This window comes from Pseudomonas sp. ZS1P83 (assembly GCF_054897825.1).
Map to the genome: position 1 here is coordinate 5,667,524 of NZ_CM142706.1, position 15,903 is coordinate 5,683,426.

Annotated in this window: 17 protein-coding genes and 1 pseudogene; 12 read left to right on the forward strand and 6 right to left on the reverse strand. The window is 59.8% G+C overall.

What is annotated here, in order from left to right:
- Positions 1-18: 18 nt before the first annotated feature.
- The 8 genes and pseudogenes from ACYZT0_RS26575 to rsd form a co-directional block, all read left to right on the forward strand.
- Positions 19-132: pseudogene (locus ACYZT0_RS26575) on the forward strand (sensor histidine kinase); the annotation flags it as partial.
- On the forward strand, positions 129-875 hold the full coding sequence (locus ACYZT0_RS26580) for a LytR/AlgR family response regulator transcription factor (RefSeq protein WP_461967094.1): 747 nt from the start codon (positions 129-131) through the stop codon (positions 873-875). The pseudogene ACYZT0_RS26575 and the gene ACYZT0_RS26580, both read left to right, overlap by 4 nt.
- Positions 876-1,012: 137 nt before the next feature.
- Positions 1,013-1,954, forward strand: a complete 942-nt coding sequence (hemC, locus tag ACYZT0_RS26585; protein ID WP_462043689.1) for a hydroxymethylbilane synthase — start codon at positions 1,013-1,015, stop codon at positions 1,952-1,954.
- Positions 1,951-2,718, forward strand: coding sequence for a uroporphyrinogen-III synthase (locus ACYZT0_RS26590; protein WP_462043690.1), 768 nt, complete (start codon positions 1,951-1,953; stop codon positions 2,716-2,718). Before hemC ends, ACYZT0_RS26590 begins: the two co-directional genes overlap by 4 nt.
- Before the next feature lie 16 nt (positions 2,719-2,734).
- Entirely contained in the window at positions 2,735-3,889 is a 1,155-nt protein-coding gene (locus tag ACYZT0_RS26595) for a uroporphyrinogen-III C-methyltransferase (protein ID WP_462043691.1), read from the forward strand.
- Positions 3,886-5,124: a heme biosynthesis HemY N-terminal domain-containing protein gene (locus ACYZT0_RS26600; protein ID WP_462043692.1), complete on the forward strand. Its 1,239-nt coding sequence runs from the start codon at positions 3,886-3,888 to the stop codon at positions 5,122-5,124. Before ACYZT0_RS26595 ends, ACYZT0_RS26600 begins: the two co-directional genes overlap by 4 nt.
- Positions 5,125-5,353: 229 nt before the next feature.
- Complete coding sequence (locus tag ACYZT0_RS26605) at positions 5,354-5,905, forward strand: disulfide bond formation protein B (protein ID WP_462043693.1); 552 nt, start codon at positions 5,354-5,356, stop codon at positions 5,903-5,905.
- 178 nt (positions 5,906-6,083) lie between these two features.
- Positions 6,084-6,542 carry a sigma D regulator gene (gene rsd, locus ACYZT0_RS26610; RefSeq protein ID WP_162436706.1) on the forward strand — a complete coding sequence of 153 codons (459 nt, stop codon included), beginning with the start codon at positions 6,084-6,086 and terminating at the stop codon, positions 6,540-6,542.
- A gap of 62 nt (positions 6,543-6,604) precedes the next feature.
- Here the strand turns inward: rsd and ACYZT0_RS26615 are convergent, their stop codons facing one another.
- Positions 6,605-7,270, reverse strand: coding sequence for an FKBP-type peptidyl-prolyl cis-trans isomerase (locus ACYZT0_RS26615; protein WP_462043694.1), 666 nt, complete (start codon positions 7,268-7,270; stop codon positions 6,605-6,607).
- Between the two features lie 192 nt (positions 7,271-7,462).
- On the opposite strand from ACYZT0_RS26615, the gene ACYZT0_RS26620 reads away from it, so the two are divergent.
- Positions 7,463-8,500: an AlgP family protein gene (locus ACYZT0_RS26620; RefSeq protein ID WP_462043695.1), complete on the forward strand. Its 1,038-nt coding sequence runs from the start codon at positions 7,463-7,465 to the stop codon at positions 8,498-8,500.
- Here the strand turns inward: ACYZT0_RS26620 and ACYZT0_RS26625 are convergent.
- On the reverse strand, positions 8,497-8,961 hold the full coding sequence (locus ACYZT0_RS26625) for a TIGR02444 family protein (RefSeq protein ID WP_462043696.1): 465 nt from the start codon (positions 8,959-8,961) through the stop codon (positions 8,497-8,499). The two genes, ACYZT0_RS26620 and ACYZT0_RS26625, sit on opposite strands and share 4 nt — an antisense overlap.
- Positions 8,962-9,011: 50 nt before the next feature.
- On the opposite strand from ACYZT0_RS26625, the gene ACYZT0_RS26630 reads away from it, so the two are divergent.
- The 3 genes from ACYZT0_RS26630 to ACYZT0_RS26640 all read left to right on the forward strand — a co-directional run bounded on the left by ACYZT0_RS26630 (position 9,012) and on the right by ACYZT0_RS26640 (position 12,255).
- Entirely contained in the window at positions 9,012-10,922 is a 1,911-nt protein-coding gene (locus ACYZT0_RS26630) for an ATP-binding cassette domain-containing protein (protein ID WP_282376153.1), read from the forward strand.
- A complete protein-coding gene (locus ACYZT0_RS26635; RefSeq protein ID WP_462043697.1) occupies positions 10,922-11,503 on the forward strand; it encodes a mechanosensitive ion channel domain-containing protein in 582 nt (193 codons plus the stop codon). Before ACYZT0_RS26630 ends, ACYZT0_RS26635 begins: the two co-directional genes overlap by 1 nt.
- Positions 11,504-11,622: 119 nt before the next feature.
- Positions 11,623-12,255 (forward strand): LysE family transporter, encoded by a 633-nt coding sequence (locus ACYZT0_RS26640; RefSeq protein ID WP_462043698.1) that lies wholly within the window; start codon positions 11,623-11,625, stop codon positions 12,253-12,255.
- 207 nt (positions 12,256-12,462) lie between these two features.
- On the opposite strand, the gene ACYZT0_RS26645 is transcribed toward ACYZT0_RS26640, so the two are convergent.
- The 4 genes from ACYZT0_RS26645 to ACYZT0_RS26660 are packed head-to-tail and all read right to left on the reverse strand — an operon-like array spanning position 12,463 to position 15,618.
- Entirely contained in the window at positions 12,463-13,206 is a 744-nt protein-coding gene (locus ACYZT0_RS26645; RefSeq protein WP_462043699.1) for a penicillin-binding protein activator LpoB, read from the reverse strand.
- Between the two features lie 3 nt (positions 13,207-13,209).
- The gene (gene lpoB, locus ACYZT0_RS26650) at positions 13,210-13,797 is read right to left on the reverse strand and encodes a penicillin-binding protein activator LpoB (RefSeq protein ID WP_309676329.1); all 588 of its coding nucleotides are present in this window, start codon (positions 13,795-13,797) and stop codon (positions 13,210-13,212) included.
- A gap of 39 nt (positions 13,798-13,836) precedes the next feature.
- Positions 13,837-14,208, reverse strand: coding sequence for a YcfL family protein (locus ACYZT0_RS26655; protein ID WP_462043700.1), 372 nt, complete (start codon positions 14,206-14,208; stop codon positions 13,837-13,839).
- Between the two features lie 15 nt (positions 14,209-14,223).
- On the reverse strand, positions 14,224-15,618 hold the full coding sequence (locus tag ACYZT0_RS26660; RefSeq protein ID WP_462043701.1) for a COG3014 family protein: 1,395 nt from the start codon (positions 15,616-15,618) through the stop codon (positions 14,224-14,226).
- Positions 15,619-15,903 lie beyond the last annotated feature (285 nt).

Consider the following 15,903-nt stretch of genomic DNA (forward strand, 5'->3'; position numbering starts at 1 on the left):
AATTTAGCCGTCGGTCGCGCGGCACTTTTTGGCCTTCGCGCTAGTCTTAGCGTGGATCGCGGTGACGGACGTCACTTCACCTGTCTACGCTATCCTTGTGCGAGACTCACGCAGGAATCCAGCGCAATATGAATGTCCTGATCGTTGATGACGAACCCCTGGCCCGCGAGCGCCTGAGCCGAATGGTTGGCGAACTCGAGGGATACAGTGTCCTGGAGCCTAGCGCCACGAACGGCGAAGAGGCGTTGGCACTGATCGACAGCCACAAACCGGATATCGTGCTGCTCGATATCCGCATGCCGGGCCTCGATGGCCTGCAAGTGGCTGCACGATTGTGCGAACGCGAAACCCCGCCCGCCGTGGTGTTCTGCGCAGGGCCCGATGAATTTGCCGTGGAAGCCTTACAGGCCAGCGCCGTAGGCTATCTGGTGAAACCTGTGCGTACAGAACAATTGCATGAAGCGTTAAAACAAGCCGAGCGGCCCAATCGCGTCCAGCTCGCGGCCCTGACCCGTCCCGCCGCCGAGAGTGGCAGCGGCCCACGCAGTCACATCAGCGCCCGTACCCGTAAAGGTATCGAACTGATCCCGTTGGGTCAGGTGGTCTACTTCATTGCGGATCACAAATACGTGACCTTGCGCCACGAAGGCGGCGAAGTGCTGCTGGATGAGCCGCTCAAGGCACTTGAAGATGAATTTGGCGACCGCTTCGTGCGCATCCACCGCAACGCGCTGGTCGCCCGCGAACGCATCGAACGCCTGCAACGCACGCCTCTGGGGCATTTTCAGCTGTTCCTCAAAGGCTTGAACGGCGATGCCCTGATCGTCAGCCGACGCCATGTGGCCGGCGTGCGCAAGATGATGCAGCAGCTTTAATCCGCTATCTACGGGCGGGTTTTATCCCGATTGCTGGGTGTCTGAGGCCAGGGAGGCCACGCGGTTTCTGATACAAGTCAAAGTGGATTTGGCTGAGCTGTTATTATCCGTCGTATCTATTCAGTACGGATCGATCCATGTCCTCTCGCGAAATCCGCATCGCCACCCGTAAAAGTGCGCTCGCCCTGTGGCAGGCCGAATACGTCAAAGCTCGTCTGGAAGAGGCCCATCCGGGTCTGCTCGTGACGTTGGTGCCCATGGTCAGTCGCGGTGACAAGTTGCTCGACTCGCCGCTGTCGAAAATCGGCGGCAAGGGCCTGTTCGTCAAAGAACTTGAAACCGCGCTGCTGGAAAACGAAGCCGACATCGCTGTGCACTCCATGAAAGACGTGCCGATGGACTTCCCTGAAGGTCTCGGCCTGTTCTGCATCTGCGAGCGTGAAGACCCGCGCGATGCGTTCGTCTCCAATACCTACGCCAGCCTGGATGAGTTGCCGCAAGGCAGCATCGTCGGCACCTCCAGTCTGCGCCGCCAGGCCCAGTTGTTGACCCGGCGTCCGGACCTGGAGATCCGCTTCCTGCGCGGTAACGTCAACACGCGCCTGGCCAAGCTCGATGCCGGCGAATACGACGCCATTATCCTCGCTGCTGCCGGCCTGATTCGTCTTGGCTTTGAAGATCGGATTAGCTCGGCCATCAGCGTCGACGACAGTCTGCCGGCCGGTGGCCAAGGCGCGGTGGGTATTGAATGCCGTAGCGTCGACAGGGAAATTCACGCGCTGTTGGCGCCGCTGCACCATCAGGACACCGCCACCCGCGTGACCGCCGAACGTGCTCTCAACAAACATCTGAATGGTGGCTGCCAAGTGCCAATCGCCTGCTACGCCGTGCTTGAAGGTGAGCAAGTCTGGTTGCGTGGTCTTGTCGGTGATCCGAACGGTGGTCTGCTGCTCAGCGCCGAGGCTCGTGCACCACGCAGTGACGCCGAAGCCCTGGGCGTGCAAGTGGCGGAAGACCTGCTGAGTCAAGGCGCCAACGACATTCTGAAAGCAGTCTACGGCGAGGCAGGTCACGAGTGACGGGCTGGCGCCTGCTGCTGACGCGTCCCGCGGATGAGTCGGCGGTGCTGAGCAGTCTTCTGGCCGAAAAGGGGATTTTCAGCAGCAGTTTGCCGCTTTTGGAGATCGAGTCGATTCCTGTCTCTGACACAATGCGCGAGGTGATTCAGGGTCTGGATTGCTATTGCGCGGTGATTGTAGTCAGCAAGCCGGCCGCCAGAATTGCTGTGGATCTGCTCGACCGGTATCAGCCGCAACCATTTCGTGTGAAGTGGTTCAGCGTGGGCGCAGCCACCGCGCAGATCCTCGAGGATCGCGGGTTGGACATCAGCTTCCCGTTGGATGGCGATGACAGCGAAGCCTTGCTTGAATTGCCCTCGTTGCGCGAGGCGATCGCACGGCCCGGTCCACGCGTGCTGATCATGCGCGGGGAGGGCGGACGCGAGTTGCTGGCTGAGCGTTTGCGCGAGCTAGGTGCTAGTGTCGAGTATCTGGAGTTGTACAGTCGCGGCCTGCCGAAGTACCCGTCAGCGGCCCTGCCTGAGCGGATCCGGGCGGAACGCCTGAACGGGCTGGTGGTCAGCAGTGGACAGGGTTTTGAGCACCTGCATCAATTGGCCGGCGATGCCTGGCCGAATCTGGCGCGGTTGCCGTTGTTTGTTCCAAGCATCAGGGTCGCCGAGCTGGCACGTGCCGCCGGGGCCCAAACAGTTGTGGATTGTCGCGGCGCCAGTGCCGCGGCTTTGCTGACGGCGTTACGGGAGCATCCCGAACCCGTTCTCTAATGCAAAGGATGGATACGTGAGCGAAACAGCCTTGCCTAAAGATGACGTCCAGCCAGTGCTCGATGCACCGGTTGAAGCACCGGTTGAAACCGGGCCACCTGCGGCAATGCAGCGCCGAGGCAATGGGCTGGCAATTGTCGCGCTGTTGCTGGGCGCTGCCGGTGTCGCCGTGGGCGGTTGGGGAGTCTGGCAGGTGCGTCACCTGCAAGCCAATACTCAACAGCAGTTGAGTCAGGTTCAGGCATTGAACGATCAGGCGCAAGACCTGAAGCTCAATGAACAACGCCTGACTGCTCGCCTGGAACAAATGCCTGCCGCCGACGAGCTCGACGCGCGCAGTCGTTTGGTCACTCAACTTCAAAGTGATCAGCAACGCTTGAATCAACGTCTGGAAACGGTTCTCGGTGCCAGCCGCAAGGACTGGCGTCTGGCCGAGGCCGAGCACCTGCTGCGCCTGGCCAGCCTGCGTCTTTCCGCGTTGCAGGACATCAGCAGTGCCCAGGCCCTGGTGCAGGGCGCCGATGACATTTTGCGCGAACAGAACGACCCGGGTTCCTTCGCCGCTCGCGATCAAGTGGCCAAAACGCTGGTGGCATTGCGTAGCACCGGGCAGCCGGATCGCACCGGGCTGTTCCTGCGACTGGGGGCGCTGCGCGATCAGGTGATCAGCCTCACCGAGCTGGCACCCGAGTACAAGGATCGCGGTGAATCCCTGTTGGGTCTTACCGCCGATGGCGACGGCGCGAGTCGCTGGGCGCAATGGTGGGATCAGGTCTCGCGCTACATCCGCATTGACTTCAACGCCGACAAGAATGTGCGTCCATTGCTGGCTGGGCAGAGCCTGAGCCAGGTTCGCCTGGCCCTGAGCCTGGTACTGGAGCAGGCGCAATGGGCCGCGCTCAATGGCCAGGCAGCCGTTTACACCCAGGCGCTGGCGGAGGCGCGGGACGTGCTCAAAGGCAACTTCAATCCGGACAACCCTCAGAGCAAAGTGATGCTTGAGCAGGTTGGCGAGTTGAGCAAGCAGCCGGTCACCGTCGTCACGCCAGATCTGACCGGCACGCTGAGCGCGGTTCAGGGGTATCTGGAGCGGCGTAACGTCAACGCCGAGGACTCGATCAAGCCGATGGCCAAACCTGCCGCGGACACCGCGCAGGAGGCGACGCCATGAAACGCCTCTATGTGATCGTGTTCCTGGTGATCGCCGCGGCTGCCGCGCTGGGGCTGGCGATTGCCGAGCATTCCGGTTACGTGCTGATCGCCTACAAAAGCTTCCGTTACGAATCAAGCCTGTGGGCAACCCTGGCGTTGGTCGCCGTGCTGTGGCTGGTGTTCTGGGGCATCAAGGCGCTGATCGAACTGGTGACGACCTCCAGCGGTGTGGTCAATCCCTGGTCGCGACGCAACCGTAGTCGCCGGGTGCAGGTGGCGATTGAACACGGTCAGCTGGATCTGGCCGAAGGTCGCTGGGCCAGTGCACAGCGTCATCTGCACCGGGCCGCGGAAGCCGAGCGCCAGCCGTTGCTTTACTACCTCGGCGCTGCCCGGGCCGCGAACGAACAAGGTCATTACGAGGAAAGCGACAACTTGCTGGAGCGCGCGCTTGAGCGACAGCCTCAGGCGGAGTTGGCGATTGCCCTCAGCCACGCCCAATTACAGACCGACCGCGGCGATACCGAAGGCGCTCTGGTGACCCTGCAAGCCATGCACGAGCGTCATCCTCATAACGTCCAGACCTTGCGTCAGTTACAGCGCTTGCATCAACAGCGGGGCGACTGGTCGGCCGTGATTCGCCTGCTGCCGGAGCTACGCAAGGACAAGGTCCTGCCACCGGCCGAGCTGGTCGAACTGGAACGCCGGGCCTGGGGTGAGAACCTGTCCCTGGCGGCACATCAGGAAGAAGACGGGACGGTGGGCTTGCAGTCGCTCAATCGCGCCTGGCAGCAGTTGACCTCCGCTCAGCGTCAGGAGCCGCAACTGGTGCTCGCTTATGCCGAGCAACTTCGGCAACTGGGTGCTCAGGTCGAAGCCGAAGAGATCCTGCGAGCGGCGCTCAAGCGCAACTACGACAGTCATCTTGCACGCCTCTATGGGCTCGTTCGCGGCAGTGATCCGGCACGTCAACTGCACACCGCCGAGGGCTGGCTCAAAGTCCATCCGGCCGACCCGAGCCTGCTACTGACCCTGGGGCGCTTGTGCCTGCAAAGCAGTCTTTGGGGCAAGGCCCGTGACTATCTGGAAAGCAGCTTGCGCGTGCAGCGCAATCCGGAAGCCTGCGCGGAACTGGCGCGGCTGTTGGCGCAGCTGGGTGACACCGAGCGCAGCAATCAGTTGTTCCAGGAGGGCTTGGGCCTGTTGGACGAGCGCTTGCTGGCGGCACCGTTGCCAGTTCCTGTTAACGCTTGATAAGTGAATGACGGGTCGCTCGAACGGGCGATCCAGTCGGCTGCAATCTGCCGGGATTTTACCTTTGTAGTCCGTCATCGGCAGAGTCCTACAAAGGACTACACCTAATCCTCTCGTTCCTGTCGGGAATTCCCTACACTTCTGTTGAAGTGTCCCTGCTGGCCTGCCTTGAAAGGCTGGCGTGCTTTCCTCTACCGTAACCGTCTGTCTCTACTGTTACGGAAATGCCATGTCTTTGGCCTGCTCACGCTCCTTGTTTTTCATGGCTTTCATTGCAGGTGCCCTGGCCCTGGGCGTGTCTTATTACCTGGAATATGCAGTCGGCCTCAAGCCTTGCGGGTTGTGCCTGTTACAGCGGTTTTCCCTCGCGTTACTCACGGGTACCTGCCTGATGGCTTCGGTGCATGGGCCGGGCCGCTTCGGGTCTTTTCTGTATTGGATGCTCGGTCTGTTTTGCAGTCTGGCGGGTACGGTCATGGCGTGGCGGCAGGTATTGCTGCAGAGCGATCCAACGCATCAGCTGTTGACGTGCTCGCCCAATCTGGCCGTCCAGTACGAGGACATGCCTTGGTTTTGTCAGGTCACGCAGATGTTTAAAGGGGAGGTAGAGTGCGCGGAGATTTTCTGGACACTGTTCGATCTGAGCATTCCTGAGTGGAGTCTGCTGCTCTTCATGGCGATGACGGGTTTAGGTATTTATCAGGTACTGCGTCTTGTCTGGAAAGCCTGTCAGCGACCGCTCAGCGGCGAGTTGTCACACCGGACGCTGGCGGGTGATTAAACACTTGTATGAACTTTATCTCCTGCGTACCTTGAAGCCATTGTCGCGCGGGCATAATCTGGCCCGCACGTGTCATTGGAATTATGTTGCTCGAATGACGCTCTGCCTGGCCGATACTTGACCTTCAAGTGTGCGACGGGTGTAGGGCAGCATGACCCACAAGGGAAGAGAGATCACCATGCTCGAAAGTTGTCAGAATGCTCAAGAACGCTGGGGTGGAGTGCATCTGCTGATCGATCGCTGGTTGCAGGAGCGTCACGAACTGGTTCGGGCCTATGATGCTCTCGGCGCCAAGCCTGAGGCGCTGGGCGAAAACCGAAAGCCATTGCAGGAATTCTGCGGAGTGCTAGTCGATTACGTGTCTGCCGGGCATTTCGAGATCTACGAACAGTTGACCGGCGAAGCCAAGGCGTTTGGTGACACTCGCGGACTGGAGTTGGCCGAGACCCTCTACCCTCGCATCGACGTCATCACCGAGAAGCTGCTCGCCTTCAACGATCTGTGTGATGCAGGTCAATGCGTGGCAGAGAAATTCAAAGAGCTGGGTGGCCTGTTGCACGAACGCTTCGAACTGGAAGACTGCCTGATCGAAGTGCTGCACACCGCTCACAAGGAAGAAGATTCGGTTCAGGCCTGAACCCCTTCCTGCAAGACCTCCAAAAACGGTGCGCTATGCGCGCCGTTTTTCGTTTCCGGTATTCAGCTTGTGGCACCGCGCAATTCGACTTCGAATACCAGCGGTGTAAACGGCGCAATCAGGTCGCCGGCACCCTCGGCGCCATAGGCTTCGGCCGATGGAATCACCAGGCGCCATTTCGCGCCGACCGGCATTTGCTGCAACGCGCTGCGCCATCCGCTGATCACGCTGTCGAGACTGAACCACTGCGGCTGACTGTTCTGATCGAACACTGTGCCGTCGGGAAGGCGACCGATATACAGCACCTGGACTTTGCCGTTGGGGCCAGCTTTGGCACCAGCGCCCGGCGCCAACTCCGTTAGCAATATTCCGTCTGCCATCTCACGAACGCCCGGTTTGGCTTTTTCCCCGTCGAGAAACGCCCGCTCTTTTTGGAGCGCGATTTCGCTTTGCGGCAGGGTTGGTTGCAAGGCGACCTGGGCTTCGTGCTCGGCAAGAATCTGTTCGATCTGCTCATCTTTCAACGCCAGGGATTTGCCTTGATAGGCTTGTTGCAAACCTTCGATCAGCGCCTGAAGTTGCAGATCGGGAACCTCCTGGCGCAGGCGTTCGCCGAGGCTCGCGCCCAGGCTGTAAGAGAGATCGTGAGTGTCATTCCCTTTGGTTTTTTCGGCGGCCTGGGCGACGGAAAAAAACACGAACAGTGATAAAAAAAGGTAGCGCGACATGGGCACTCTCCGAACTGAGATGCGCAGGATTATGCCAGTGTGAATGCGCTCAACGGTGAACTGGTTTTGCGTAGGCGAAGAAGAATTTCAATCCGTTGCAACGCAGCGCTTTGGATACTGTCAACATGCCCTAGCGGCGGTAGCAGCAGAGGTCTAGTATGAGCCGCACCCACGTCAGCCAGGAGGTAAACCATGTCGGCCACCAAGAAGCCAGTAAATACTCCGTTGCACTTACTCCAACAACTCTCGGGCAGCTTGCTCGAGCATCTGGAAAACGCTTGTTCCCAAGCCTTGGCTGATGCTGAAAAACTGCTCGCCAAACTGGAAAAGCAGCGCGGAAAAGCGCAGGAAAAATTGCACAAGTCCCGTACCAAATTGCAGAACGCTGCGGCGGCCGGCAAGGCCAAGGCACAAACCAAAGCCAAGGGCGCGGCGAAGGAGCTTGAGGACCTGCTTGATACCCTCAAGGATCGTCAATCGGAAACTCGCAGCTACATTCTGCAACTCAAGCGCGATGCTCAAGAAAGCCTGAAATTGGCCCAGGGCGTCGGTCGTGTACAAGAGGCTGTCGGCAAGGCGTTGTCCCTGCGTTCGGCCAAGCCTGCTGCGGCCCCTGCCAAGAAAGCCGCTGCCAAACCGGCTGCTGCAAAAGCACCGGTGAAAGCCGCAGCAAAACCAGCAGCAAGAAAAGCAGTCGCTGCCAGCGCTGCGAAACCAGCTGCTAAAACGACGGCTGCCAAGCCTGCCGCAACCAAATCTGGTGCTGCAAGAACGGCCGCTGCCAAACCCGCCGTGGCGAAAACTGCCGCTGCTAAACCAGCTGCTAAACCAGCTGCAAAAACGGCAGCAAGACCAGCAGCCAAAACTGCAGCGGCGAAACCTGCTGCCAAGCCAGCCGCCAAATCTGTCGCGGCTAAAACCGCTGCAAAACCTGCTGCGAGAACCGCGGCCAAACCCGCTGTAAAAACAGCGGCCAAGCCGGCCGCTAAACCAGCTGCCAAACCGGCCACCGCCAAACCCGCTGCCAAGCCAGCGGCGGCGAAGCCAGCTGCAAAACCAGCAGTGAAAAAACCGGTTGCGGCCAAGCCGGCCTCCGCGCCAGTTGCCAAGCCAGCCAACCCGGCTCCGGCAGCAACGTCTGCTTTAGCAGCAGCCACCTCGACAGCTACGCCAGCGCCAACGCCGGCCGCCGCATCGATCGCAGCAACCACCCCAACCAGCGCTTCCTAAGTGCCGGATACCGCGACGCGCAGCTGATGCAACGCGTCGCGGTCCAGGTGGGCGGCGCCTGCCGTCACACCTTCCAGCCAGGCCGATAGATCGGTCGCCTCATCTTGCGGCCAACACCGCGCCGATCGCTCCAGCCGCAACAACAGATGTCGTTCGGCATCGAGCTCCAATGTCTTCAATTGTTCGCGCAACCTAGTCAGCTCGGCATCTTCAGTCGCGGCGGCTTTCCATTGCATGCGCAATGCTCGTAGCGGTTGCACGACATCGGCATCCCAGGGCACGGCCACATCACGAAGTTGCTGCAATCGTTGCTCGTTACAGGCAACTCCCCGCTGCCCCAGCCACAATCCGCCGAGCAGCAAGCACACATTCACGCCCGCCGACTGTAATCGCAGGCATGCGCGTTCAACGCCGGGACGGGCGTAAGTGCAAAGGGAAAAGCTCCACAGGTCAGAGGACATAGTGCTACTCGCGCCAGTTGCGAGCGAAGCTGGTAGACTCCGCCGCCATTATGATTCGACTTCAGAACCTGACTTTACAGCGTGGCCCGCAACGTCTGCTAGAAGACGCCGAGCTGACCCTGCACGCCGGCCACAAAGCCGGCCTCATCGGTGCCAACGGCGCCGGCAAATCGAGCCTGTTCGCCTTGCTTCTGGGTGACCTGCACCCGGACTCGGGTGATTGCTTCTTGCCGGCGGACTGGCGCATCGCCCACATGCGCCAGGAGATCGACACCCTCGATCGCGTGGCGGTCGACTATGTGCTCGATGGCGACCTGCGCCTGCGCGAGGTGCAACGCGACCTCGCCGCAGCCGAAGCGGCCCATGACGGTGCCGCTCAGGCCCGCCTGCACTCCGAGCTCGACAGCGCCGACGGTTACACGGCCGACGCCCGAGCGCGCAAGTTGCTGGCGGGGCTTGGGTTCACCAACGAGCAAATGGATCGCCAGGTAGGAGATTTCTCTGGTGGTTGGCGGATGCGTCTGAACTTGGCGCAGGCTTTGATGTGCCCCTCGGACCTTCTGCTACTCGACGAACCGACCAACCACTTGGACCTCGACGCCATCATCTGGCTCGAAGAATGGCTCAAAAGCTATCCCGGCACCTTGATGCTGATTTCCCACGACCGGGACTTCCTCGATGCCGTGGTCGATCACGTGGCTCACGTCGATCAGCGCAAGATCACCCTGTATCGCGGTGGTTATAGCGCCTTCGAACGCGCTCGTGCCGAACGTCTAGCCCAGCAACAGCAGGCCTACGAGAAGCAACAGGTGCAACGTGCGCACATGGAAAGCTACATTGCCCGCTTCAAGGCCCAGGCCACAAAGGCCCGTCAGGCCCAAAGCCGGATCAAGGCCCTGGAGCGGATGGAAGAACTGTCCGCTGCCCACGTCGATTCGCCGTTCGATTTCGTCTTCCGCGAATCGGTGAAGATCTCCAGCCCGCTGATTGACTTATCTGATGCTCGGCTGGGTTATGGCGACAAAGCCGTGCTGGAAAAGGTCAAGCTGCAACTGACCCCCGGTGCACGGATCGGTTTGCTCGGCCCGAATGGCGCCGGTAAATCGACCCTGATCAAAAACCTTGCCGGTGAACTCGAGCCGTTGTCCGGTCGATTGACCCGTGGCGAGAACACCGTCGTCGGTTACTTCGCCCAGCATCAGTTGGATTCGCTCGACTCCAAGGCCAGCCCGTTGCTGCATATGCAACGCCTGGCGCCGACCGAGCGCGAGCAGACCCTGCGCGACTTCCTCGGTGGTTTCGACTTCCGTGGCGCGCGGATCGATGAGCCGGTGCTGAATTTCTCCGGTGGCGAGAAGGCTCGTCTGGCGCTGGCGTTAATCGCCTGGGGCCGGCCGAACTTGCTGCTGCTCGACGAACCGACCAACCACCTGGACCTGGAAATGCGCCTGGCGCTGACCATGGCGCTTCAGGAATTCAGCGGCGCGGTACTGGTGGTCTCCCACGATCGGCATTTGCTTAAAAGCACTACCGACAATTTCTACCTGGTGGCGGACGGCAAGGTCGAGGAATTCGACGGCGACCTGGAAGACTACACCCGTTGGCTGGTGGACTACCGTCAGCGCAATGCGCCCGTCAGCAATACCCCGGTCAATCCGGACAAGACCGACAAGAAGGCCCAACGCCAGGCCGCCGCTGCGTTGCGTCAGCAACTGGCGCCGCACAAACGCGAGGCTGACAAGCTCGAAGCCGAGCTGGGCAAGCTGCACGAGAAACTGGCGAAGATCGATACCAGCCTCGGCGACAGCGACATTTACGAACCGGCGCGCAAAAACGAATTGCGTGATCTGTTGGCCGAACAGGCCAAGCTGAAGGTACGTGAAGCCGAGCTGGAAGAAGCCTGGATGGAAGCACTGGAATTGCTCGAAAGCATGCAGGCGGAGCTGGAGGCGCTGTCCTGATGGAAGCCTTCAAGCTGCCATTGCCTGCCGTGTGGATTGAGCCGATCTGGTTCTTTGTGCAAGTCCTGCTGATTCTGTTGGCGGGATATGTCGCCCAGCGTTGCGTCGCCAAGTGCCTGACTCGCTTGGGTCAGCGGTATCCGTTTCCACCGCAATTGCTGATGCCGCTGCGCGGTGGTCTGCGCTGGCTGATCATGGGCAGTGCGCTGATCTTTGTACTGGAACGCCTGGGGGTGTCAGCGACGGTGCTCTGGACCGCGTTGTCCGGGTTTGTCGCGGTAGCGGCGGTGGCGTTCTTCGCGATGTGGAGCGTGCTCTCCAATCTGCTCTGCGCGATCTTGATCTTCACCGTCGGCCCGTTCCGTCTCGGCGATGTGGTCGAGTTGGTGGACACCACCGACAAGCCTGGCGTCAAAGGCCGGGTAGTGGCGATCAACCTGCTCTACACCACGCTGATCGAAGCCGAAGAACTCGGCACCGGCAGCGCGATGGTGCAAGTGCCCAACAGCCTGTTCTTCCAGCGCTCGGTTCGACGCTGGCGCGGCAACGATGTATTCCCTTCCAGCAGTTTCGAAAAGTAGCCGAAATTGCCGACCGACACTGGTCGGCAGTTGTACGGTCCTGCAAAAAAAATCGGTAGTCATCGGTCCAAAGCCGCATTAGCTTAGACGTCTGTCACGAGTCTGAGTCGAGGTGTGCGATGGTGCTTCAAACATGGCTGGCGTTTTTTGCCGCCTGCTGGGTGATCAGCCTGTCCCCCGGTGCCGGCGCCATTGCGTCGATGTCCAGCGGTCTGCGATACGGTTTCTGGCGCGGTTATTGGAACGCCCTGGGCCTGCAATTGGGTCTGGCGTTACAGATTGCGATTGTCGCCGCCGGTGTCGGTGCAATCCTCGCGGCGTCGGCCAGCGCTTTCTACGCTATCAAATGGTTTGGCGTGGCCTATCTGGTTTACCTGGCGGTCAAGCAATGGCGCGCGCTGCCCAATGACATGAGCGACGACGCGGCAGTCCGGCAAATCGGCAAGCCGATGGCACTGGTGTTCCGGGGTTTTCTGGTGAACGTCAGCAACCCCAAGGCGTTGGTGTTCATGCTCGCGGTACTGCCGCAATTCATTGATCCGCAGGCACCGCTGGTGGCGCAGTACCTGATCCTCGGTGTGACCATGATCTGCGTCGACCTGATCGTCATGGCTGGTTACACCGGGCTGGCCTCCAGGGTGTTGCGCCTGTTGCGCACGCCCAAGCAGCAAAAACGCATGAATCGCACTTTTGCCGGGCTGTTCATTGGTGCGGCGGCGTTCATGGCGACCCTTCGCAAAGCGGCGATGTAAAACCGTCAGCACAAAAAAGGCGACCTCACGAGGTCGCCTTTTTCATTTGTGATGCGGATGCCCTCGTGGCGAGGGCTTTTGTGGCGAGGGGATTTATCCCCGTTGGGTCGCGAAGCGGCCCCAGAGATGGGACTGCTACGCAGTCCAACGGGGATAAATCCCCTCACCACAAAAGCAGTTCACCGCAGGGTCAGAGCAAGCCTTGGGTCAGCGCAAAATGACCGGCGCCGTATCCCTTGGCAGGTTGTTGCGCAGCGGGGCCTGGCCTGGCTGCTCATTACTGCCGCCACCGAGCTGTTGGCTCAGTTGTCCCGCCACGTCTTCCCCTAAGGACTTGGACACATCACGCACCACCCGCGGGCGGTTCAGCGAGACGCGGATGTCCCGATGGTTCATCAGTTTGGTGTCCTGACCTTCGCCCATCGCCGTGAAGGCCGAGGTGATTTCGAAGGTCTTGGTGTTGATCAGGCTGAAATCCGCCACCAGAGTCAACGCCAGCACCGCCGAGTAGCTGTCGGTGTTGGCGAGCTCGTTGATGTCGTTGTTGAAGTCGATGTCCGACACGGTGCCGAACAACACGTAGTCGGCACCTTTGAAGTTGCCGGCCTTGATCCGCTTGATCACGTCATAGACGTCACCCTTGGACGCCGATGTATAAGGCGTGCCCTGGACCAGCTGGAACATGCCGGTACGAAGAATCTCGCCCTTGATGTCGCCGGTGAATTTGCGCAATTCACCTTGTTCGATGTAGCTGCTGGTGGCTTCGATTTCGTTGTAACTCGAAGACCCGCTGGCGCCGTAGTAACTCTGGCTGTGGTTGCTCTGCGCCGAAACAATGTGGATGTACTCTTCCACGCGCTCCTGGTACGCCAGGTCCGTCACCGCGACTTTCGGGGCCGCTTGCACGCTGAACGCGCAAGCCAGGGCCATCATGCCAATCCATGGGCGCATTGATTAACGCTCCGTGGTCTTGCGGATTTCTTTCTCGTCCATCCACTCGGCCAGACCGCTTTCAACGTCAATCAGTTGCAGGCTGAATTTGTAGAAGACGTCCTTGTAGTCGCTGCTGCGCTTGACGATCGAGCTGATCGAACCTTCGATACGGTATTTGGCGGCGATCATGTTGCCGGTCTTGGCCACCGTGTTCTTCTTGTACAGACCACTCTGGTTTTGCAGCTTGAGCTGGTCAACCTGGCTCTGCATGGCGGTATTGTCGCTGGCGAAACGAGCTGTGCCGGTCTTCATCAGCTGAGTCTTGATGCTGGTGGTGATTTCACGCGTGTCGATGTACTCGCTGGTCTTGTTCTTCACGTCGTAGACCTGAACCACCGGCCGGCCTTGCAGAATGCCGGACTGGGCCAGGGAGCGGGTCATGGACTCAGCGATCATCTGCAGGTCGGTGGAACCGAACTCGTTGGTCACGGTTTCCACAGCCTTGGTGTCGCCGTAGCTGATGTTTTTGCTGCCAAGCGTTGGCGAAGTGTTAGCGCATCCGCTGGCCAGAAGGGCGATAACGGCGATGAACGAAAAGCGTGCAAACATGGGAATGCTCTCTAGAACTGAACGAATAGGGTGTCGGGCTTAAGGCGTTTTGATTTCCAGACGAAAATCCACGGCTTTGGCGGTTGGCGCGATCGCCTGAATGAAACTGGTTTGCTCGCCGTACATCATCTGGCTTTTCCAGGTTTCTTCTTCGGCAACGGGGAAGCCTTCAGGGCCGAGCCAGGCAAAACGGTAGTAGAAGGTCTTGTTGTTGAAGCTGGTGTTGCTCAGCTGCACATTGACCGTCATGAAACCGTTTTCCCGGGCTACGCGCATGGCGCCGACCACGATGTTCTTGAGCTTGCCCATGGCCACGACCTTGCTGGCGGCGCTGCCAGGCTCCGGCGGTGGCGGGGTGGCGCACCCGGCCAACAAGGCCAGGGCGACGACAGCGATGAGTTTGAAGCGCATGCAAAGACTCCGTTCTTAAGGTTTGAGGCTGGCCACGGCGGTCGGGTTGGCGCTCGGGATCACGTGCGCGGCCAGGCCGCTGGCGAACACTTGATTGCCCACGGCGCGCAGGCTGATGACCTGGTAACGCTGATCGACGGTGACCTTGACCACCGAACCGCCCACGGCGCTCGGCAGGGTGACTTGGTGCTCACCTTTCTTCATGCGCAGACGTACCACTTGGGTGTTGTCCGGCAAGGTGCGCCACGTACGGGTATCGGCACCTTCGAGCACGGCTGAAGTGATACCGACTGCCAGGCCCGCCAGCGGGTTGGTTTCGTTGATCTGCTTCTGCGCCACGCCTTTGGTCACCGCACGCACGGTGGTGCGCAGGATGATGCCCGGCATGTCGTCACGCAGGGCGCGTCGGGACATGGCGGTGGTGCTGTTGAGTTGGGTCAGGTTCAGTTGCTGACCGTCCACGCCAATCTGGGTGAGCGTGGCGGTGGAGGTATCCGGCTTGATGATCGGGAACGACAGCGGGGTGATCACCAACTGGTTGCTGATCGGCAAGGGCAATGGAATGCGGATGGAATCGCGCGACGGCGCCAGACCACTTTGCACGACGATCAGGATGTCGCTTTCTTCGCCCTTGCCACTTGGCTTGTCGAGATTCACCAGCGCCTGTTCCAGCAGTGGGGTGTTCGGGCGCAGTTCGGCGGCTTTGCGATAGCCCGGTGCGGCCAGGTCTTTTTCACCCAGGGCTTCGTAGACGAAGCCGGCCAGGTAGTGGCTGAACGCACTCTGGTAACTGTTTTTCAGGCTGACCACGTCCGGTGCGTCGAGGCTGGCGACCGGGTAACCCTGCAAATCCTTGTACTGGGTTTTGACGCCTTCTTTCTCGGCTTGCTCTTCGCTCTTGAGGTATTCCTTGTCGCGCAGGTCGGCGATCACGGCTTCCCGTTCGTGGGTCTTTTTGATCGACAGGCGCGCGCCGTCGAAGTCGTTCACCGCCAGCAGATTGAGGGCCATCTGCGTGGTCAACATGACTTTTTCGTAGTCGTAGCCTTCGTAGCGACGAACCTTGTCGTTCACCACGAAACTGCCGAACTGGGCGAGGTACTTGGCGGTATCAAGCTTGACCGAGTCTTCCCACTTGCCCACCACTTGATCGGCACGGGTCCAGGCGTTCTGGCTGCCGGACAAGTCGCCCTTGGCACGCAGCAGTTCACCTTTCTCGAAGTAATAGAGCAGGTCCTTGTCTTCGCCAGTGTTGTTCTTTTCCAGCAAGGTCAGCGCGGCGTCGACATTGCCGGAGGCCAGATGCTGGTTGGTTTGCGCAAGTTCGCTATCGTAGTTGCGAAAAGCGGAGCAACCCGAGAGCAAGGTGACGGCGCTGAGCGCGATCGAGGTTAGGGCGCGGGATGCCATGGCGGGTACTTCTTCCCTGAATGTAAGCAGCCGCAAATGCTGGTCGGGCTGATGGGACCTATTGGCGGGGATGTTGGCCTCCTGCCAATTCCTCATAACAAGAGGAGCTTAAATGCCGAATCGCAATAACGAGGGCGCGGCATTATAAACAGGGATACTGGCTATGTAATGGCTTTTTAATTTCCCGTTTTCACGGAGTGCCACTATGCCTCGGAAGCGCCAACCCAAGGCGCTGATCACAAGTCGAACCGCAACGCATAACAAAGCTTGAGTGAAAGTGATTGG